The organism is Azotobacter salinestris (assembly GCF_009363155.1).
Taxonomy (GTDB): Bacteria; Pseudomonadota; Gammaproteobacteria; order Pseudomonadales; family Pseudomonadaceae; genus Azotobacter; species Azotobacter salinestris.
Window position 1 is genome coordinate 1,480,657 of record NZ_CP045302.1, and the last position, 19,642, is coordinate 1,500,298.

18 protein-coding genes are annotated in these 19,642 nt (G+C 64.7%); 7 read left to right on the forward strand and 11 right to left on the reverse strand.

The window, feature by feature from the left end:
- Positions 1-238 precede the first annotated feature (238 nt).
- Positions 239-706 (reverse strand): FxsA family protein, encoded by a 468-nt coding sequence (locus tag GCU53_RS06965; RefSeq protein ID WP_152386967.1) that lies wholly within the window; start codon positions 704-706, stop codon positions 239-241.
- Positions 707-773: 67 nt separating this feature from the next.
- Positions 774-1,505, reverse strand: coding sequence for a HugZ family pyridoxamine 5'-phosphate oxidase (locus GCU53_RS06970; protein WP_244307140.1), 732 nt, complete (start codon positions 1,503-1,505; stop codon positions 774-776).
- Between the two features lie 111 nt (positions 1,506-1,616).
- On the opposite strand from GCU53_RS06970, the gene GCU53_RS06975 reads away from it, so the two are divergent.
- From GCU53_RS06975 to GCU53_RS06985, 3 genes are read left to right on the forward strand one after another with little or no spacing between them, the layout of a single operon-like run.
- Complete coding sequence (locus GCU53_RS06975; RefSeq protein WP_152386969.1) at positions 1,617-2,375, forward strand: SDR family oxidoreductase; 759 nt, start codon at positions 1,617-1,619, stop codon at positions 2,373-2,375.
- A gap of 40 nt (positions 2,376-2,415) precedes the next feature.
- Positions 2,416-2,829, forward strand: a complete 414-nt coding sequence (locus tag GCU53_RS06980) for an MGMT family protein (protein WP_152386970.1) — start codon at positions 2,416-2,418, stop codon at positions 2,827-2,829.
- Positions 2,819-4,366 (forward strand): AmpG family muropeptide MFS transporter, encoded by a 1,548-nt coding sequence (locus tag GCU53_RS06985; protein WP_152386971.1) that lies wholly within the window; start codon positions 2,819-2,821, stop codon positions 4,364-4,366. Before GCU53_RS06980 ends, GCU53_RS06985 begins: the two co-directional genes overlap by 11 nt.
- Before the next feature lie 85 nt (positions 4,367-4,451).
- Here GCU53_RS06985 and GCU53_RS06990 read toward each other — a convergent pair whose 3' ends face one another.
- Positions 4,452-4,931, reverse strand: a complete 480-nt coding sequence (locus GCU53_RS06990; RefSeq protein ID WP_152386972.1) for a YajQ family cyclic di-GMP-binding protein — start codon at positions 4,929-4,931, stop codon at positions 4,452-4,454.
- A gap of 156 nt (positions 4,932-5,087) precedes the next feature.
- Between GCU53_RS06990 and GCU53_RS06995 the strand changes: the two genes are divergently transcribed.
- Genes GCU53_RS06995 through GCU53_RS07005 form a run of 3 tightly spaced genes read left to right on the forward strand, consistent with a single transcriptional unit; the run spans position 5,088 to position 8,702 of the window.
- On the forward strand, positions 5,088-6,038 hold the full coding sequence (locus GCU53_RS06995; protein ID WP_152386973.1) for a putative 2-dehydropantoate 2-reductase: 951 nt from the start codon (positions 5,088-5,090) through the stop codon (positions 6,036-6,038).
- Between the two features lie 49 nt (positions 6,039-6,087).
- The gene (locus tag GCU53_RS07000) at positions 6,088-8,103 is read left to right on the forward strand and encodes an ATP-binding protein (protein WP_152386974.1); all 2,016 of its coding nucleotides are present in this window, start codon (positions 6,088-6,090) and stop codon (positions 8,101-8,103) included.
- A 20-nt stretch (positions 8,104-8,123) separates the two neighbouring features.
- A complete protein-coding gene (locus GCU53_RS07005; RefSeq protein WP_152386975.1) occupies positions 8,124-8,702 on the forward strand; it encodes a cob(I)yrinic acid a,c-diamide adenosyltransferase in 579 nt (192 codons plus the stop codon).
- Here the strand turns inward: GCU53_RS07005 and GCU53_RS07010 are convergent, their stop codons facing one another.
- From GCU53_RS07010 to secA, 4 genes are all read right to left on the reverse strand, one after another.
- Positions 8,703-9,644 (reverse strand): Nudix family hydrolase, encoded by a 942-nt coding sequence (locus GCU53_RS07010; protein WP_152386976.1) that lies wholly within the window; start codon positions 9,642-9,644, stop codon positions 8,703-8,705.
- Positions 9,641-10,285: a glutathione S-transferase family protein gene (locus GCU53_RS07015; RefSeq protein ID WP_152386977.1), complete on the reverse strand. Its 645-nt coding sequence runs from the start codon at positions 10,283-10,285 to the stop codon at positions 9,641-9,643. The genes GCU53_RS07010 and GCU53_RS07015 overlap by 4 nt, the downstream gene beginning before the upstream one ends.
- A gap of 76 nt (positions 10,286-10,361) precedes the next feature.
- Positions 10,362-11,579, reverse strand: a complete 1,218-nt coding sequence (gene argJ / locus GCU53_RS07020) for a bifunctional glutamate N-acetyltransferase/amino-acid acetyltransferase ArgJ (RefSeq protein ID WP_152386978.1) — start codon at positions 11,577-11,579, stop codon at positions 10,362-10,364.
- Positions 11,580-11,732: 153 nt separating this feature from the next.
- Positions 11,733-14,477, reverse strand: a complete 2,745-nt coding sequence (gene secA, locus GCU53_RS07025; protein ID WP_152386979.1) for a preprotein translocase subunit SecA — start codon at positions 14,475-14,477, stop codon at positions 11,733-11,735.
- Between the two features lie 266 nt (positions 14,478-14,743).
- Between secA and GCU53_RS07035 the strand changes: the two genes are divergently transcribed.
- Positions 14,744-15,196 carry a DciA family protein gene (locus GCU53_RS07035; protein WP_152386980.1) on the forward strand — a complete coding sequence of 151 codons (453 nt, stop codon included), beginning with the start codon at positions 14,744-14,746 and terminating at the stop codon, positions 15,194-15,196.
- Between the two features lie 68 nt (positions 15,197-15,264).
- Here the strand turns inward: GCU53_RS07035 and lpxC are convergent, their stop codons facing one another.
- The 4 genes from lpxC to GCU53_RS07055 all read right to left on the reverse strand — a co-directional run bounded on the left by lpxC (position 15,265) and on the right by GCU53_RS07055 (position 19,640).
- Entirely contained in the window at positions 15,265-16,176 is a 912-nt protein-coding gene (gene lpxC / locus GCU53_RS07040) for a UDP-3-O-acyl-N-acetylglucosamine deacetylase (RefSeq protein WP_152386981.1), read from the reverse strand.
- Positions 16,177-16,282: 106 nt separating this feature from the next.
- Positions 16,283-17,464 (reverse strand): cell division protein FtsZ, encoded by a 1,182-nt coding sequence (gene ftsZ / locus GCU53_RS07045; RefSeq protein ID WP_152386982.1) that lies wholly within the window; start codon positions 17,462-17,464, stop codon positions 16,283-16,285.
- A gap of 46 nt (positions 17,465-17,510) precedes the next feature.
- Entirely contained in the window at positions 17,511-18,758 is a 1,248-nt protein-coding gene (ftsA, locus tag GCU53_RS07050) for a cell division protein FtsA (protein ID WP_152386983.1), read from the reverse strand.
- A gap of 21 nt (positions 18,759-18,779) precedes the next feature.
- Positions 18,780-19,640, reverse strand: a complete 861-nt coding sequence (locus tag GCU53_RS07055) for a cell division protein FtsQ/DivIB (RefSeq protein ID WP_152386984.1) — start codon at positions 19,638-19,640, stop codon at positions 18,780-18,782.
- Between the last annotated feature and the right edge of the window lie 2 nt (positions 19,641-19,642).

Here is a 19,642-nt window from a genome sequence, read left to right on the forward strand (position 1 = left end):
ATTTTCCAACCGCCGGTCCGGTTGCGGGCCATGGTGACGCCGGCCGCGAACAGTCAAACCGCATGGCACTTCCCCCGGGCCGACGCTACGGCCAGATGGATTTCAGCAGCCGGCGAGAACAAGCGGGAGCGCAGGACAGGAAGCTTGCCGGCTTGTGGCCGAGCGGCAGGATGATCATCTTTGCAGCGACCAGAGCGAATCCCGGGGTGTGACGAGGAGCAAGGAGCGGGCGCACGACTCAATCGTCACGTCGCTCGTATTCGCCCTCGATGACATTGGGACGGGAGGCCTCCGGGCGGGATTGCCCGGACCGGGCGGACAGATCGTCGAAGAAGGCGCGCCGGCGCAAGGCCTGCTCCTCGGTACGCCGACGCAGCCGGTTCAGCAGAAAATGCCGCGTGAAGGGCAGCAGGCAAGGTACGGCCAGCAGGTCGCTGATGAAGCCGGGCAGCAGCAGCAGACCGCCACCGATGGCGATCAGCAGCCCGTCGAGCATTTCCTGCTCCGGCAACTCACCACGCGCCAACCGCTCGCGGGCACGCCAGGCGGTCGCCACACCGGCAAGGCGCAGGACCATCCCCCCCACCAGAACGCCAAGGACGATCAGCAGCAGCGTCGGCAGGACACCAATCGCGGAGCCGACCTTGATCATCACGGCCAGCTCGAGCAGGGGGAACAGCAGAAACAGCAGTAGAAAAGCACGCATCAATGATTTTCCCGGGCGGAAGAACTCTTCCGGTTACCTAACTAAATGGGCCCTTTCTGCCGCCAATTCAAGCCTGCCCCTCCCCGATGGTCGGCCAGACCTTGGCTTGGGCCAGTCGCACCAGGGCCTGGCGCACCATGGCGGGAGTGTTACAGGATGCTGGAAAGGACAGCCAGTACAGTGCCTGACCGATGCGCAGATGAAAGCCTTCGCTGTCGATACCGACCATTTCCGCCGGCTCGTCGGCCGGCAGACCGGCCAGTTCGACATAATGGGCGATGGCCTCGACATGGTCGTGGTTCATGTGCCCGATCATACCGGCTTCAACCTCTCCGGCGAAGGGGTTGGCCAGTTCCACGCCCTCCAGCCAGTGAATCGAGCCGAAACCGCCGATGAAGCGCCAGCGCACCGGCTCCAGTACCCAGAAATCGAAGTCGTGGGCGCGATGATAGTCCCGGGAAGCCGGAAAATAGCGGTAATAGCGTGCAGCGGCCTCCTCGATCAGGGCCTCGTCCTGCAACGGCCAGGCCTCGGCCATGAGCGTCAGGCGCCCGGCGGCTTGCACATCGAGCGCTCCACGCTCGCCGACCAGCAGCGAGCACCTGCGGTCGGCGTGCAGGTTGCGGGTGTGCTGGGCGATCCGGCTGATCAGCAGCAGCGGACGGCCCGCCGCATCCAGGCAATAAGGCACCGCCGATCCGAAAGGGAAGCCAGGGAGGCTCTGGGACAGGGTCGCTAGCGCTCCGCGGTACTCTTTGAGTAATAATTGTCGGGCATCCTTTAGGTCCTTCACCTTCACGCTCACCTTATGGCTCCTCGTCGAAGATCCGTCGCAACGGACAAGTGCCCAGCATAGCGAGTAACGGCACCGGTGAGGCAACAGTGAATCCATCCCAGCGAGGGATAGCAGATGCAACTGAACGATAAGGTCATCATCATCACCGGAGGTTGTCAGGGGCTGGGGCGGTCCATGGCCGAATATCTGGCAGCCAGGGGCGCAAGGCTCGCGCTGGTCGATCTCAACGCGGAAAAGCTCGACGACACCGTCACGGCCTGCCGGGCGGCCGGTGGCGAGGCGCGCGCCTACCTGTGTAATGTGGTCAAGGAAGAAGAGGTCATGCAGATGGTCGCCCAGGTGGCGAAGGACTTCGGAGCGATCAACGGCCTGGTGAACAATGCCGGCATCCTGCGCGACGGCCTCACTGTCAAGCTCAAGGACGGCGAGCTGAGCACCCTGAGCCTGGCCCAGTGGCAGGCGGTGATCGATGTCAACCTGACCGGGGTATTCCTCTGCACGCGGGAAGTGGCGGCGAAGATGATCGAACTGGGCAACCACGGCGCCATCATCAACATTTCCTCCATTTCCCGCGCCGGCAACATGGGCCAGGCCAACTACTCCGCGGCCAAGGCCGGGGTGGCGGCTGATACCGTGGTCTGGGCCAGGGAGCTGGCACGCCACGGCATCCGCGTGGCGGCCATCGCCCCGGGATTCATCGAGACCGAGATGACTGCCAGCATGCGGCCCGAGGCGTTGGAAAAGATGACCGCCGGCATTCCACTCAAGCGCATGGGCAAGCCCGCGGAAATCGCCCATGCTGCCGCCTTCATCTTCGAGAACGACTATTTCACCGGGCGCGTCCTCGAACTGGATGGCGGCCTGCGACTGTAAGCTAACCGGCTCCGGGCGAGAGCCTGGAGCCAATTTCCCGATGCACTCTGCAGACATCCACGCTCAGTTCCGCGAGCCCGCAGCGGAGCATGCCGCCAGACGCCGACAGGCTGTTTACCAGACGCTGGCGCAGGTGCCCCCCGGCCGGGTGGTCAGCTATGGATACCTCGCCGAGCTGGCCGGACTCGGCCGGGCAGCCCGCTGGGTCGGTCGTGTCCTGGCGCAGTTGCCGGCAGATACACGCCTGCCCTGGCACCGCGTAGTTGCCGCCGACGGCCGGCTCAGCCTTGCCCCGGGCACCCCCGCCGGCGACGAGCAGCGCGCCCGCCTGCACGCGGAAGGACTGGTCATACACGGCAATCGCGTGGATATTCGCCGGCACGTCTGGCATCCGAATGATGCTGCGGTTAGAGTGCGCCCTTTGCCCGCCACCACGAAGTCCCATGTCCCATAAATCCTGGCGCGACGCCCTCGCTGCCTATGCCAGCCCTGCCACCTTGGCCCTGCTGCTGCTCGGTTTTGCCGCTGGCCTGCCCTACATGTTGGTGTTCTCCACCCTGTCGGTGTGGCTGCGCGAAGCCGGGGTCGCCCGCGAGACCATCGGGTATGCCAGCCTGATCGGCCTGGCCTATGCCTTCAAGTGGATCTGGGCCCCCCTGCTCGACCAGTGGCGGCTGCCGCTGCTCGGCCGCCTCGGCCGGCGACGCTCCTGGCTGTTGCTGTCGCAGATACTGGTCGCCCTGGGGCTGGCCGGCATGGCGCTTTGCGATCCACAGCGCGCCCTGCCCTGGCTGATCGCCCTGGCGGTAATGGTCGCCTTCGCCTCGGCCACCCAGGATATCGCAGTGGACGCCTATCGCCTGGAGATTGCCGAGGGCACCCGCCAGGCCGCCCTGGCTGCCAGCTACATGGCCGGCTACCGGGTATCCGCCCTGCTGGCCACCGCCGGAGCCCTGTACTTCGCCGACTGGTTCGGCTCCACCAGCGGGTTCTACAAGGCCTCCGCCTGGGGCTCCACCTACCTGGTGTTCGCCCTGCTGATGCTGCCCGGCCTGATCACCACCCTGCTGATGCGCGAACCTGCAGTCCCCGTGCAGACCCAGCAGGAGGCGGCGCGCTTCAGTTTCAACCACCAGATGCTGTCGATCCTGGTGTTGATCGTGCTCATGGTCTCGGTGCCGGCGACCTTCACCCAGCTCTACAGCAGCGACATCCTGCTGGTGCTGCAGGGACGCATGGGCGTGTTCGAACTGATCGGCGAGGATCGCGCCTTCCTGCGCTTTCTGCTCTACCTCATCCTCTCGACTCTGTGCCTGTCGGCCATGGGCCGGCGCAGCCTGGCGCCGGTGCTGACCCCGATCAGCGACTTCATCCAGCGCTATCGCTGGCAGGCCCTGCTGCTGCTCGGTCTGATAGCCACCTATCGCCTGTCGGATACGGTACTCGGCGTGATGGCCAACGTATTCTACATCGACCAGGGCTTCACCAAGGAGCAGATCGCCAGCGTCAGCAAGCTGTTCGGCCTGATCATGACCCTGCTCGGCGCCGGCTTCGGCGGCCTGCTGATCGTCCGCTTCGGCATCCTGCCGATCCTCTTCATCGGCGGCGCGGCTTCCGCCGCCACCAACCTGCTGTTCCTGATGCTCACCGGCATGGGCGCCAACCTGGAGATGCTGGTAGTGACCATCTCCTGCGACAACTTCAGCTCCGGCCTGGCGACCTCGGCCTTCGTCGCCTACCTGTCGAGCCTGACCAGCCTGAAATTCTCCGCCACCCAGTACGCCCTGCTCAGCTCGATCATGCTGCTGCTGCCGCGGCTGATCGGCGGCTATTCCGGCGTGCTGGTGGAAAAGCACGGCTACGGCGAGTTCTTCCTGTTCACCGCCCTGCTCGGCGTGCCGACCCTCGTGCTGATTCTCTGGCAGTCGCGCCAGCAGCCTCTCGGCCCCGAGCCCTCGGAAGACGGCGATGCGGTGACCGAACGGTCATGATTCGCGCCCCGATCCACAATGCAATCGCCCCGGCCTGACCAAGGCGATTGCATACTGGACACTGCGCTCCAAGGCTCGGCGCGGGTCAGTCGCGGAAGTTGTTGAACTGCAGCGGCATGCCCAGCTCCTGGGTGCGCAGCAGGGCGATAGCCTCCTGCAGGTCGTCGCGCTTCTTGCCGGTGACACGCACCTGCTCCCCCTGGATCGCCGCCTGCACCTTGAGCTTGGCGTCCTTGATCAGCGCGACGATCTTCTTCGCCAGCTCCTTGTCGATGCCTTCGCGCAGGACCACCTCCTGCTTCACTACCTTGCCCGAGGCATAGGGATCCTTGTATTCCAGGCACTGGATGTCGATCTTGCGCTTGATCAGGGCCAGCTTGAGGATCTCGATCATCTGCTCGAGCATGAAGTCGGCCTCGGCGGTCAGGGTGACCGTCTTCTCCTTGAACTCGAAGCTGCCCTTGCCGCGCAGATCGTAGCGCCGGTCCAGCTCCTTGATTGCATTGTCGATGGCATTGGTGACTTCGTGCTTGTCCAGTTCGGACACCACGTCGAACGAGGGCATGGAATTCCTCCAGTAGGGGGCGCGGCCGGCATCGCGGCGGGCGCCTGGCTTGACGGTTGAAAAGACCACTTATTATAACGGCTCGATCACGGCGCATGCCGGAGCGCCATGGTGCCCGGACTGCCCCCTCCACAGAGCCCACCCGCGAGTCTCGCCATGTCCCCTACCCCACTCGATGCTTCCCGGCCCGCCACCGGCGAGACGGCCTGGCACGTACTCGGCGCCGGCAGCCTGGGCAGCCTCTGGGCCGTTCGCCTGGCCCGCGCCGGTCTGCCCGTGCGGCTGATCCTGCGCACCCCACAGCGACTGGCGGCCTACCGGATCGCCGGCGGCCTGCACCTGGTGGAGAACGGCACGGAACGGCTGCATCCGATTCCGGCCGAGCCTCTCGATGCCGATCGCCCCATCCGCCGCCTGCTGCTGGCCTGCAAGGCCTATGACGCGCTGCCGGCGATCGAGTGCCTGGCGCCCCGTCTGGGAGCGGGCGCCGAACTCATCCTGCTGCAGAACGGCCTTGGCAGCCAGGACGCAGTGGCCACCCGGCTGCCCGGACGCCGCTGCGTGCTCGCCTCGACTACCGAGGGGGCCTTCCGCGCGGGCGACTTCCGGGTGGTGTTCGCCGGTCAGGGCCATACCTGGCTAGGCGATGCGGGCCGGCCGCCGGCCTGGCTAGACGAACTGTCCATGGCCGGCATCCCCCACGCCTGGAGCGAGACGATCCATAGCCGGCTGTGGCGCAAGCTCGCCCTCAACTGTGCGATCAATCCGCTCAGCGCCCTCCATGATTGCCGCAATGGCGGCCTGCAGGCGCATGCCGGGGAAGTCGCCGGGCTCTGTGCCGAGCTGGCCGAGCTGCTGCACCAATGCGATCAGCCGGCCGCCGCCGAGGGTCTGCAGGAAGAGGTCGAGCGGGTGATCCAGGCCACGGCGGCCAACTATTCGTCGATGCATCAGGATGTGACCTGCGGCCGGCGTACCGAGATCGCCTACCTGCTTGGCCATGCCTGCCGCGAAGCCGCACGCCGGAAGCTGCACCTGCCCCGCCTGGAGGCGCTGCAGCAGCGGCTGCAACTGCATCTGGCCGCACGCGGATTGCCGGTCGACTGAAGCCCGCGCTAACCTGCTCTCTCTTGTGTTCTTCAGCCGCGTGATGCCCATGGGTCTGCGTCAGCGTCTCGAAAATCTGCCGGTCGGCCGCAAGCTCCTGGCGGCGCTGGTGGTCCTGCTCGCCGCCGTGCTGCTGCTGGCCAACCTGGCCTTCATCAGTGCTGCCTACTGGATCTCCCAGCAAAGCATGACACCCCAGGCACTGGGCACTCTCGGCCAGTTGATCGCCAGCCCGCTGCTTGCCGAGCAGGCCCTCGCCTCGCCGGAGTCGGCCCGGGAGGTGCTGCTGCGCCTGGAGTCCTATGCTCCCCTGCGCAGCGCTGCCCTGTATGGCCGCGACGGACGCCTGCTCGCCCAGTTGCAGCGGGGCGAGACGCTGCAGCTGCCGAAACAGGTCGACAAGGTGCCGACCTGGCGACAGCTCGAGTTCCGCGTCACCCAACTGATCGAACTGCCGCAGCCGGAACAGCCCCCAGGCCATCTGCTGCTGGTCGCCTCGAGCGAGCTGCCGGGAGCCTTCTACACCGGCACCCTCACCGCCAGCCTGCTGATTCTCGCCTTCAGCGTCCTGCTGTGGATGCTGGTGGCCCGGCAGATCCGGCGACTGATCACCCGGCCGATCCGCAAGCTGGAAGAGCTCTCGCGCCGGGTCACCCTCGAAGAGAACTATTCGCTGCGCGCCAAGCGCGGGAACGCGGACGAGATCGGCAGCCTGGCCGACGCCTTCAACACCATGCTGTCGCGCATCGAGGCCCGCGAGCAGCAGCTCAAGCGCGCCCGCGACGAAGCGCAGAACGCCTTCGCCCAGGCCCAGAGCCTGACCGAGGAAACCCGCCGCTTCAATCGCAAGCTGGAGCTGGAAGTCCAGGTGCGCAGCAAGATCGAGAAGAAACTCACCGGTTTCCAGAACTACCTCAACAGCATCATCGACTCTATGCCCTCGGCCCTGATCGCCCTCGACGAGCAGCTCTACGTCACCCAGTGGAACCAGGAAGCCAGCAGCCTTTCCGGTACCCCCCTGCACGAGGCCCTGAACCAGCCGATCTTTCTCGCCTTTCCGCCGCTGCAGCCATTTCTCGATCAGCTCAGACACACCGCCGAACATCATCAGGTAGAGAAGATCGAGCGCGTTACCTGGCCGCGCAACGACGAGCCCCGCCACTATGCGCTGACCTTCTACCCGCTGATGGGGAGCGGCGGGCGCGGTGTGGTGATCCGCATCGACGACATCACCCAGCGCCTGTCCATGGAGGAGTTGATGGTGCAGTCGGAAAAGATGCTGTCGGTCGGCGGTCTCGCCGCTGGCATGGCCCACGAGATCAACAATCCATTGGGAGCCATCCTGCACAATGTGCAGAACATCCGCCGGCGCCTGTCCCCGGAACTGCCGAAGAACCTCGAGCAGGCGCAGGAGTGCGGCATCTCGCTGACGGCGGTGAACGACTACCTGAGCCGGCGCGAGGTGCCGCCATTGCTTGACGGTATCCAGCAGGCCGGAACCCGCGCAGCGAAGATCGTCAGCCACATGCTCAGCTTCAGCCGGCGCAGCGACCGACAACTGACCCCGACCCTGCTCCCGCCGTTGATCGATCAGGCCCTGGAAATTGCCGGCAACGACTTCGCTCCGGCGGAGAGCTTCGACTTCAGGAACATCCGCATCCAGTGCGATTTCGATCCGCACCTTGGCCCGGTACTGATCATCGCCAACGAACTGGAGCAGGTGCTGCTCAACCTGCTGAAGAATGCCGCCCAGTCCATCCACCAGCGCCAGAGCGGACCGCCCGGACACATCATTCTGCGCACCCGCCTCAGTCCTCCATGGGCGGAGATTGTCGTCGAGGACAATGGCGTCGGTATCCCCGAAAACGTGCGCAAGCGCATCTTCGAGCCGTTCTTCACCACCAAGGAAGTCGGCCAGGGCACCGGTCTCGGCCTGTCGGTGTCCTATTTCATCATTACCAACAATCACAAGGGGCAGATGGAAGTGCAGTCGCGACCCGGCCAGGGCAGCAGTTTCACCCTGCGCCTGCCTCTGGCCGAGACGCAGGAAGGCGCCGAGCTCTGACCCGCCAGACAGAAGCAGACATGGGCAACCGACTCTCGAAAATCTATACGCGCACCGGCGATGCCGGGGAAACCAGCCTGGCCGATGGCCGCCGGGTGCCCAAGGACCACCCCCGGGTGGAAGCCATGGGCGAAGTGGACAGCCTGAACAGTCAGCTCGGCCTGCTGCTCGCCGAGCTGGACGAGCAACAGGCATGCCGGCCCGCTCTCGGCGAGCTGATCGAAGTCCTGGGGCCGTGCCAGCATCGCCTGTTCGATCTTGGCGGCGAACTGGCGATGCCCGCCTACCAGGCTCTCGATACGCACGAAATCGACCGTCTGGAAGCGGCCATCGACCGCTGGAACGCCGAGCTCGGGCCTTTGCAGGACTTCATCCTGCCAGGGGGTTCGCGACTGATCGCCCAGGCCCATGTCTGCCGCAGCCAGGCTCGCAGCGCCGAGCGACGCTGCCAGCAGTTGCAGGCCATCGAGGCGCTGCGCCCGGAGCTGCTGGCCTACCTCAACCGGCTCTCCGATCTGCTGTTCGTCGCCGCACGGCTGATCGCACGCCGCCAGGGCCGTGGAGAAGTTCTCTGGCGGGCGGCCAATCCGCCGGCCTGATCACTCCGGCCAGAGGCCGCGGATACCGGCGATGCCTTGGGCGCCGGCTTGCCAGGCACGCGCCAGATCCTGGCTGTCGAGCCCACCGAGCAGGAAGGCCGGGCGATCGAAGCCCTGCAGCAGCTCGGCCGCCTGCTCCCAGCCCAGCGGGCTGGCTTCCGGATGGGTACGGGTAGGCCTGACTGGTGACAGGGTTACGAAATCCACCCCCATCTGCGTGGCCAGAGCCAGCTCCTCGGCATCGTGACAGGAGGCCGCCAGCCAGCGCTCGGCCGGGAAGGGCCGGCCGCTGGCAGCGTACTCACGCAGTTGGCGGGCGGTCAGATGCCAGCCGGCGGCCGGGAAATCGCCGAGCCACTCCAGCGGTCCCTTGAGCATCAGTTGCGCCCGGCCGGCGCAGAGTCCCTGCACGTCGACCGCCAGATCGCGGTATTGGGGATCGAACATGCCGGGGGCCCGCAGCTGGACCAGACGAATGCCGCCGGCCAGGGCGGTCCGCAGGCCCTGCAGCAGCGTCTGCGGAGAAAGGTTGTCCGGCGTGATCAGGTAACGCTCGGGCAGTCGGGCAGCGGCGACGATCGGATAGTTGGCGGCCGGAAACCGATAGTCCGACAGCTGCCGCGGAGCGACCCAGGCCAGCGCCTGGCCTTCGGCACCGTGGGGCTCGCCGGCGAAGGCACCGACTTCCCAGACATCCAGCAGCACCTGCTGGTCGGGGTAGTCGTGGCGTACCTGGATCAGCGGCCTGGCGGCGGTCACGCGGATCCCCAGCTCCTCCTCCAGCTCACGGACCAGGGCGGCCTCGACGGTCTCGCCCGCCTCGACCTTGCCGCCGGGAAACTCCCAGAGGCCGCCTTGATGCTTTTCCTCTGGACGCCTGGCGATCAGTACCCGGCCGTCGACACCGCGGATCACTGCTGCCGCGACATGCACACGCTTCATTCGATCGCCTCCGTTTCCTGCAGGGCCGCCTGATACCAGCGCTGGAAGGCCGGCCATCGGTAGATGGTTTCCACATAGGCCGACGCCGGCTCCGGCAGGGATACCGCATAGCTGCGCAGGCGCGCCGCAACCGGTGCATAGAAGGCATCGGCGATGCCGGCATGGCCGAACAGGAAGGAGCCGTCCGCACCAAAGCGCTGCCGGCAATCGGCCCAGAGTGCGCAGATGCGGCCGATATCCTCCTGCACGGCAGCCGGCAGCGGCAATGCCAGCGGCCTGGGCCGGCGCCTGAGATCCATCGGCAGGTGGCCGCGTAGGGCGGCAAAGCCACTGTGCATCTCGGCGCACACCGAGCGCGCCACTGCCCGCGCGTATTCGCCGCGCGGCCAGAGATGGCTCTCGCTGTAGGTTTCGGCCAGGTACTCGGCAATCGCCAGTGAGTCCCAGACCGGTCCCTCCTCGGTCAGCAGCACCGGCACCCTGCCGGTAGGCGAATGGCTCAGCAGACGGGCGCGGCTCGCCTGCTGATAGAGGGGAATCCGTACCTCCGTATAGGGCTCCTCGATCAGCTCCAGCACCAGGGCGGCGCGCATCGACCAGGAGGAGTAGTTCTTGTTGCCGATGATCAGGGTCAGGGACATGGCGGTCTCCTCGGCTGCGGGCCGCTCGTGGCGCGAGTGCCGCCGAAAGCCCGCAGCCTGTGGTGCGAGGCGGCCCTCAGGTCCGGTACTCGGCATTGATCTTCACGTATTCGTGGGACAGGTCGGTGGTCCAGATGGTTTCGCTGCAATCGCCCCGGCCCAGCTCGATGCGGATGCCGATTTCCGCTTTGGCCATCACCGCAGCACCCTGCTCCTCGGTGTAGGTCGGTGCACGGCCGCCCTGCCTGGCGATGCAGACATCGCCGAGAAAGACGTCGATCAGGCTCACATCGAGCTGCGGCACACCGGCACGGCCGACGGCGGCGAGGATGCGCCCCCAGTTTGGGTCGGAGGCGAACAGTGCGGTCTTGATCAGCGGCGAATGGGCGACGGCATAGCCGACGTCCAGGCACTCTTGATGGGTGGCGCCGCCGTTGACCTGCACGGTGACGAACTTGGTCGCCCCCTCGCCATCGCGGACGATGGCCTGGGCCAGCTCCATGCTCACCTCGAACAACGCCTGCTTCAGCCTGGCGAACAGCTCGCCCTCGGCCGCGCGGATCTCCGGCAGCGTCGCCTGACCGGTAGCGACCAGCATGCAGCAGTCGTTGGTGGAGGTGTCACCGTCGATGGTGATGCGGTTGAAGGACTTGTTCGTCGCATCGCGCAGCAGATCCTGCAACAGCGGCTGGGCCACCTTGGCATCGGTGGCGATGTAGCCGAGCATGGTGGCCATGTTGGGCCGAATCATCCCGGCACCCTTGGAAATGCCGGTAACGGTGACGGTCACTCCGTCATGCACGAACTGCCGGCTGGCGCCCTTGGGCAGGGTATCGGTGGTCATGATGCCTTCGGCAGCGACCGCCCAGTTGTCGACCTTGAGATCGGCCAGGGCGGCCGGCAGGGCAGCCTCGATCTTTTCCACCGGCAGGGGCTCGCCAATCACCCCCGTGGAGAACGGCAGCACGGCGCCCTCATCGACCCCGGCCAGCTCGGCCAGGCGGGCACAGGTACGGGCGGCGGCCTGAAGACCCGGCTCGCCGGTGCCGGCATTGGCGTTGCCGGTATTGGTCAGCAGGTAGCGTACAGCGCCCTGCACGCGCCGCTTGGCGAGGATCACCGGAGCCGCGCAGAAAGCATTGAGGGTGAACACCCCGGCGACCGTGGCGCCTTCGGCACAGCGCATCACCACCACATCCTTGCGCCCGGGGCGCTTGATGCCGGCGGAGGCGATGCCGAGTTCGAAACCGGGGACCGGGTGCAGGGTGGGCAGAGGGCCAAGACCGACAGCCATGAAGGGCTCCTTCGTATGGGTTCTGTTGAGTGAGCGTACCGGGGGTACGGAAAACGGGCGGAAAAACGCCGCGGCCAGTCTGCCCGGTCGCGGCGTTGCGAATGCGTGCGTGCGCATTCCGAACCTGCTGCGCCGAAACGCAGCCTGACAACTCTAGTTGAGCTGCCCGTGACAGTGCTTGTACTTCTTGCCGGACCCGCAGGGACAAGGCTCGTTGCGTCCGATCTTCTGCTCCGGACGTGCCGGGACGACACCCGGCTGGGGCGCCTCGACGACCTCTAGGTCATCCCCCTCCGTCTGCGGCGCCAGGGCCGAGGCTGCAGCATGCTGGAACTGCATGCGCCGGGCCAGGGCCTCGGCCTCGCGGCGCAGGCGCTCCTCCTCTTCGGCCGGATCCTCGCGGCGAACCTGTACATGGGAGAGCACGCGGATGGCATCGCGCTTGATCGACTCGAGCAGGGTCTGGAACAGCTCGAAGGATTCGCGCTTGTATTCCTGCTTGGGGTTCTTCTGGGCGTAGCCGCGCAGGTGGATGCCGTGGCGCAGATGATCCATGGTCGACAGGTGGTCCTTCCACAGGTCGTCCAGCACACGCAGCAGGATCTGTTTCTCGAAGGTCCTCAGGGCCTCGGCGCCGGCAACCTCCTCCTTCTCCCGATAGGCTGCCTGCAGCGCCTCGAGGATGCGCTCGCGCAGCGCCTCCTCGTGCAGCCTGTCATCCTCGTCGAGCCATTGCTGCAACGGCAGATGCACGCCGAAATCGCTCTGCAGGGTGGCCTCCAGGCCGGCGATGTCCCATTGCTCGGGCAGCGACTGCGGCGGGATATGCTGGTCGATGGCCGTGCTCAGCACTTCCCGGCGGAATTCGGCGATGGTTTCGCCGATATCCTCGGACTCGAGGAGGCTGTTGCGCATGTGATAGATCACCTTGCGCTGCTCGTTGGCCACATCGTCGAATTCGAGCAGTTGCTTGCGCATGTCGAAGTTGCGGCCCTCGACCTTGCGCTGGGCTTTCTCGATGGCATTGGTCACCATGCGATGCTCGATGGCCTCGCCGGCCTGCATGCCGAGCGCCTTCATGAAGTTCTTCACCCGGTCGGAGGCGAAGATGCGCATCAGGTTGTCTTCCAGGGACAGGTAGAAGCGGCTGGAGCCCGGGTCGCCCTGACGGCCTGCCCGGCCGCGCAGCTGGTTGTCGATACGCCGGGATTCGTGGCGCTCCGAGGCAATGACGTGCAGGCCACCGGCCTCGATTACCTGCTGGTGGCGCTTCTGCCAGTCGGCCTTGATCTGTGCGATCTGCTCTTCGGTGGGATTCTCGAGCGCGGCGATCTCGACCTCCCAGTTGCCCCCGAGAAGAATATCGGTACCCCGACCCGCCATGTTGGTGGCGATGGTCACCGCACCGGGCCGACCTGCCTGGGCGATGATCTCGGCCTCCTTCTCATGGTACTTGGCGTTGAGCACCTGATGCGCGATGCCTTCCTTCTTGAGCAACTGGGAGACGTATTCGGAACTCTCGATCGAGGCAGTACCCACCAGAGCCGGACGCCCCTGGGCCTGGCAGTCCTTGATATCGGTGATGATCGCCGCGTACTTCTCCTCCTGGGTCAGATAGACCAGATCGTTGAAGTCCTTGCGCGCGATCGGCCGGTGAGTCGGGATCACCACCACGTCGAGACCGTAGATCTGGCGGAACTCGAAGGCCTCGGTATCGGCTGTACCGGTCATGCCGGCCAGCTTGTGGTAGAGACGGAAGTAATTCTGGAAGGTGGTCGAGGCCAGAGTCTGGCTCTCCGCCTGGATCGGCAGCCCTTCCTTGGCTTCGATCGCCTGGTGCAGGCCTTCGGAGAGGCGGCGGCCGGGCATGGTCCGTCCAGTATGTTCGTCGATCAGCAACACCTGGTTGCCCTGCACGATGTATTCGACGTTACGATGGAACAGGACATGCGCGCGCAGCGCTGCGTAGATATGGGTCAGCAGCTGCAGGTTGTGGGCGGAGTAGAGGTTGTCGCCTTCGGGCAACAGGCCGGCACGGGTCAGCAGCTCCTCGATGAACTGGTGCCCCTGTTCGTTCAGCTCGATCTGGCGGGTCTTCTCGTCGACGGTGTAATGCCCCTCCTGGGTGACCACGCCCTCCTCTTCCTCGACGTGGCGCTTCAGCTGCGGAATCAGGGCGTTGATCTGCAGGTACAACTGGGAGCTGTCCTCGGCCTGGCCGGAAATGATCAACGGCGTGCGCGCCTCGTCGATCAGGATGGAGTCGACCTCGTCGATCACCGCATAGTTGAGCTCGCGCTGGAACTTGTCCTCCAGGCTGAAGGCCATGTTATCGCGCAAGTAGTCGAAGCCGAACTCGTTGTTGGTACCGTAGGTGATGTCGGCAGCGTAAGCGGCACGCTTCTCCTCCGGCGGCTGGAAGGGGGTGACCACGCCGACGGACAGGCCGAGGAACTCGTACAGCGGGCGCATCCAATTGGCATCGCGGCGGGCCAGGTAGTCGTTCACCGTCACCACGTGCACGCCCTTGCCGGCCAGAGCATTGAGGTAGACGGCCAGGGTCGCCACCAGGGTCTTGCCCTCACCGGTACGCATCTCGGCGATCTTGCCCTCGTGCAGGACCATAGCACCGATCAGTTGCACGTCGAAGTGGCGCATGCCCATTACCCGCTTGCCCGCCTCGCGGGCAACGGCGAAGGCTTCCGGCAGCAACTGGTCGAGGGTCTCCCCCTTGCCGAGACGGCCTCTGAACTCCTCGGTCCTGGCGCGTAACTGCTCGTCCGTCAGCGCCACCACCTGCTCTTCGAGGGCATTGATCGCCCGCACGGTTCGACGCATGCGCTTGACTTCACGATCGTTCTTGCTTCCAAAGAGCACTCTCAACAAAGGCGCAAACATATCGACAGGTTCTTCCTCACATATGAATGGAGGGCGGGCACGGGGCCGACCCGGCAGCCGGAGACGGCCGCGATGGGAAAAAGGCATTCTACTCGCAAATCCGCCCGGCAAGAAAAGCGGCATCATGCGGTCGGATCGGCCAGGCGCCAAAAGTGCCAAAGGCCGCATGCTTGGCGCAGGGCTGCTCCGGACCCGGTGCCTTGGGCCGAACCTGGGAAAGTATGGGTTCTGCTACCATGGACGTCCCCACTCTCCGGCCAACCACCATGACCTTTCGTCCCTTGCCGGCTCGCCCCCCTGCTGCGCTGCTGCGCGAGTCCAGGCCACTCAGGTTGCTGCTCAGCCAGGCGCAACAACTGGACCAGTTGCAGCATCTGCTGGATAGCCAGCTGCAGCCTGCCGCACGTGGGCATTGCCATGTAGCCTCCTGGCGTGAAGGCTGCCTGCTGCTGGTCGTCACCGATGGCCAGTGGGCTACTCGATTGCGCTACCAGCAACGCCGCCTGCAGCGCCAGCTGCTAACCCTGGAGGCGTTCCGGGGACTGAGCAGGATTCTCTTCAAGGTACAGCCGCCCATGCAGAGCAGATCCTCATCCAAGCGCATGATCAAGCTCTCCACAGCTGCTGCCGAAAGCATCCAGACGGCTGCCGAAGGCATCGATGACCCCAGGCTCCGCGCGGCCCTGGAGCGGCTGGCACGGCACGTGCAGCCCGACTAGTAGAAAAACGAAGGCCACCCGCTGGTGGCCTTGAAGCAGAAAAGGGAAAAGGGGGAGAAGCGTCCTGCTCAGACGGCAGCCACAGGGCGCATGTAGGAGATGGGAGCAGTCGAAGAGTCTTCGAAGGTAACCACCTCCCAAGCATCCTCCTGCTCGAGCAAGGTGCGCAGCAGGCGGTTGTTCAGGGCATGCCCCGATTTGTAGCCGCGGAACTCGCCGATCAGGCTGTTGCCCAGCAGGTAGAGGTCGCCTATGGCATCGAGGATCTTGTGCTTGACGAACTCGTCCTCGTAGCGCAGGCCATCTTCGTTCAGCACCCGGCTTTCGTCGACCACGATGGCGTTATCCACACTGCCGCCGAGCGCCAGATTGTGCGAGCGCAAAAATTCGATGTCACGCATGAAGCCGAAGGTCCGAGCGCGACTGACCTCCTTGACGAAAGAGGTACTGGAGAAATCGACGCTGGCAGTCTGTGTGCGGCCGCGGAACACCGGGTGGTCGAAATCGATCTCGAAGCTCACCTTGAAGCCATCGAAGGGCAGAAAGACGGCACGCTTGTCACCTTCCGCCACCGCCACCTCACGCTTGATGCGAATGAACCTCTTGCAAGCCTCCTGCTCCTGCAAACCTGCAGACTGAATCAGAAAGACGAAGGGACCGGCGCTGCCATCCATGATCGGCACCTCGGATGCGGAGAGTTCGACGTAGGCATTATCGATTCCCAGACCGGCCATGGCTGACAGCAGATGCTCCACTGTATCGACCTTGACATCACCCTTGACCAGCGTAGTGGACATGGTGGTTTCACCGACATTTTCAGCCCTTGCGGGAATCTCCACCACCGGATCGAGATCGATACGCCGGAACACGATCCCGGTGTCGACAGGAGCTGGCTTCAGGGTCAGATAAACCTTCTCCCCCGAGTGCAAGCCCACTCCCGTGGCACGGATAATGTTCTTCAGGGTGCGTTGTTTGATCATGGTTTGGCCGCTAGCAGTTGCGAATCTTCTTCAATAACCAGCAAAAATGATAGCAGAACCGATCTTTGCTGGACACCAATCAATACAATACCCCTGATAAATTCAATCAATCAGCCTGACGTCGCAGGAAGGCCGGGATGTCCAGATAGTCCAGATCGTCCTGCGGGTTGATCTTGGCGGCCGTAGCGCTGCCGGCATGGCTCTGGCGCTGTACGGTGGGCCGCTCGTAGTCCTTGTAGTTCACTGCCTGGTCGCCACGCGGCACGCTGGACGCGGCAGAGCTGCCTGCCGGCTGCAGGGTGTTGTCCACCACCTTCATCGGCTTGTCGGTACGCGCTCCCAGACCAGTGGCAACCACAGTCACATGCAGCTCATCGCGCATATCCGGATCGATCACGGTACCCACCTTCACCATGGCTTGGTCGGACGCGAACTGCTCGATGATGTTGCCGACATCGGAGTATTCGCCCAGGGACAGGTCCGGACCGGCAGTGATGTTCACCAGAATGCCTCGAGCGCCCTGCAGATGGACATCTTCCAACAACGGGTTGCGGATCGCCGCCTCGGTGGCTTCGCGGGCCCGGTTCGGGCCGCTGGCACAGCCGGTCCCCATCATGGCCATGCCCATCTCGCTCATCACGGTCTTAACGTCGGCAAAGTCGACGTTGATCATGCCAGGGCGCTTGATGATGTCGGAAATGCCACGCACCGCACCGGCCAGCACGTCGTCGGCCTTGGCGAAGGCGGACAGCAGGCTGGCATCCTTGCCGAGGATGGTCAGCAGCTTCTCGTTGGGGATGGTGATCAGCGAATCCACATGCTCGGCCAGCAGGCGGATACCCTCCTCGGCAACCTGCATGCGCTTGCGCCCTTCGAACGGGAACGGGCGGGTCACCACGGCCACCGTCAGGATGCCCAGCCCTTTCGCCACTTCGGCGATGACCGGTGCGGCGCCAGTACCGGTGCCGCCACCCATGCCGGTGGTGATGAACACCATGTCGGTGCCCTGAAGTACTTCGGCGATACGCTCGCGGTCCTCCATGGCGGCTTCGCGGCCGACCTCGGGATTGGCACCAGCCCCCAGCCCCTTCGTCACACCCGAGCCCAGCTGCAGTACAGTCCGTGCGGTAATGTTCTTCAGTGCCTGCGCATCGGTATTGGCGCAGATGAACTCGACGCCCTCGATGCTGGTAGCTGCCATGTGGTTCACGGCATTACCGCCGCCGCCACCGACCCCGATAACCTTGATCACCGCACTTTGCGGAACGTTGTCTACGAGCTCGAACATATTCCCTCTCCTTTCCTTTTCTTTTTACTGCCTACTACCGCCGTTGTCAGAAGTTGCCCTGGAACCAGCGCTTGAGTCGCTCCAGAGCAGGTATCTTGGTTTCTTCGCCATAACCGCTGGAACCGGACAGGGATACGCCATCGGCCTGCTTCTGCAGCCCGTAGAGCAGCAGCCCCACTCCGGTCGAATAGATCGGATTGCTGATCACATCATCCATTCCCCTGACCCTGTGCGGCACACCCAGGCGCACCGGCATGTGGAAGATCTCCTCGGCCAGCTCGACGGCCCCCTCCATCTTCGCCGATCCCCCGGTGAGAACCACGCCGGCAGGGATAAGGTCCTCGTAGCCACTGCGCTGCAGCTCGGCATGGATCAGGCTGAACAGCTCGTCGTAGCGAGGCTCGACCACTTCTGCCAGGGCTTGGCGGGAGAGCTCTCGCGAAGGCCGATCGCCGACGCTTGGGACATTGATGGTTTCGCCAGCGCCGGCCAGCTTGGCCAGTGCACAGGCGTAGCGGATCTTGATCTCCTCGGCATACTGGGTCGGCGTACGCAGCGCCATGGCGATGTCGTTGGTAACCTGATCGCCGGCGATCGGAATCACTGCAGTGTGGCGGATCGCTCCCTCGGTGAAGATCGCGATATCGGTGGTACCGCCACCGATGTCGACCAGGCATACGCCCAGCTCCTTCTCGTCATCGGTGAGCACCGCGTGGGCCGAAGCCAGCTGTTCGAGAATGATGTCGTCCACCTCCAGATCGCAGCGGCGCACGCACTTCTCGACGTTCTGCGCCGCATTCACCGCACAGGTCACCACATGCACCTTGGCCTCCAGGCGCACGCCGGACATACCCAGCGGCTCGCGCACGCCCTCCTGATTGTCGATCACGTAGTCCTGCGGCAGGGTATGCAGCACCCGCTGATCCGAGGGAATCGCCACCGCCTGGGCCGCATCCAGCACGCGCTCGAGATCGGCCTGGCTGACCTCGCGATCACGGATGGCGACAATCCCGTGGGAGTTCAGGCTACGGATATGGTTCCCGGCCAGGCCGACGAAAGCCGAGTGGATCTTGCAACCGGCCATCAGTTGGGCCTCCTCGACCGCCCGCTGAATGGACTGCACGGTGGACTCGATATTCACCACCACGCCCTTCTTCAACCCCCGCGAAGGATGGGAGCCGATTCCGACGATCTCCAATTGGCCATCAGCCGTCACCTCGCCCACCAGGGCCACTACCTTGGAGGTGCCGATGTCGAGACCGACGATCATCTTGCCGCTCTGCGCGCTTGCCATATTTTCTGCCTGCTCCTCAACTCAGTGCACAGCGGCGGGTTCGACCGCCGTTGGCGCGACCGGCTCGCGCCATGCCACGGCCAGACCGTTGGCATAACGCAGATCGATGCGCGCGATATTCGCGTTCTGCTCTTTCAGGGCCCGCTCATAGATGGCGTTGAAACGGCGCATCTTGGCGAGCAGGTGATCACGTCCGAGCAACAGCTCGATGCCCTGGGTGGTGGTGACGTACCAGCTGCCGCGCTCGCGCAGTTCCAGACGAGCAATGGAAAAGCCCAGAGGCCTGAGCATCTGGTTGAGCACATGGTACTGCTGCATCACCTTTTCCTGCGCCTGCTGGGGACCGGCCAGCTGAGGCAGATGCTCATAGTGGGACACTTCGCTCGGTGCGAAGGCCTCGCCCTGATTGTTCAGCAGCGCCTCATCGCCCCAGCGCGCTATCGGCAATTGCTCCTCCAGGCGGACCACCAGTTGATCCGGCCACACGCGCCGCACCTCGGCCTTGGCGATCCACGACATACCCTCGAGCTCATCGCGGATACCGACCAGATCGACACTGAAGAAGGTTGCCTGGCGGAAGGGCGCGATGCGATCGAGAACTGCCTGGCTGCTTACATAGTTCAGATGCCCCTCGAGCCTGACGTCGGCGATCGGCTGATCCGCATAGGGCATCAGGCGCTGCGCCAGGAAATAGCTGCCCACACCGAGAGCCGCCAGCAAGAGCAGGCCGCCCAGCTTCTTCAGCAGGCTCATGCCCAGCGTCGACAGGCGAGCCGTCACTGGCGGCTTGACCACCATGCGGCTGGCCCCTCGACGAGCCGGCTTGCGCACCGGCGCGCGGCCCGGCCGTGGTTGCCGGTGACGAAGCATGGTGCCGTACATGG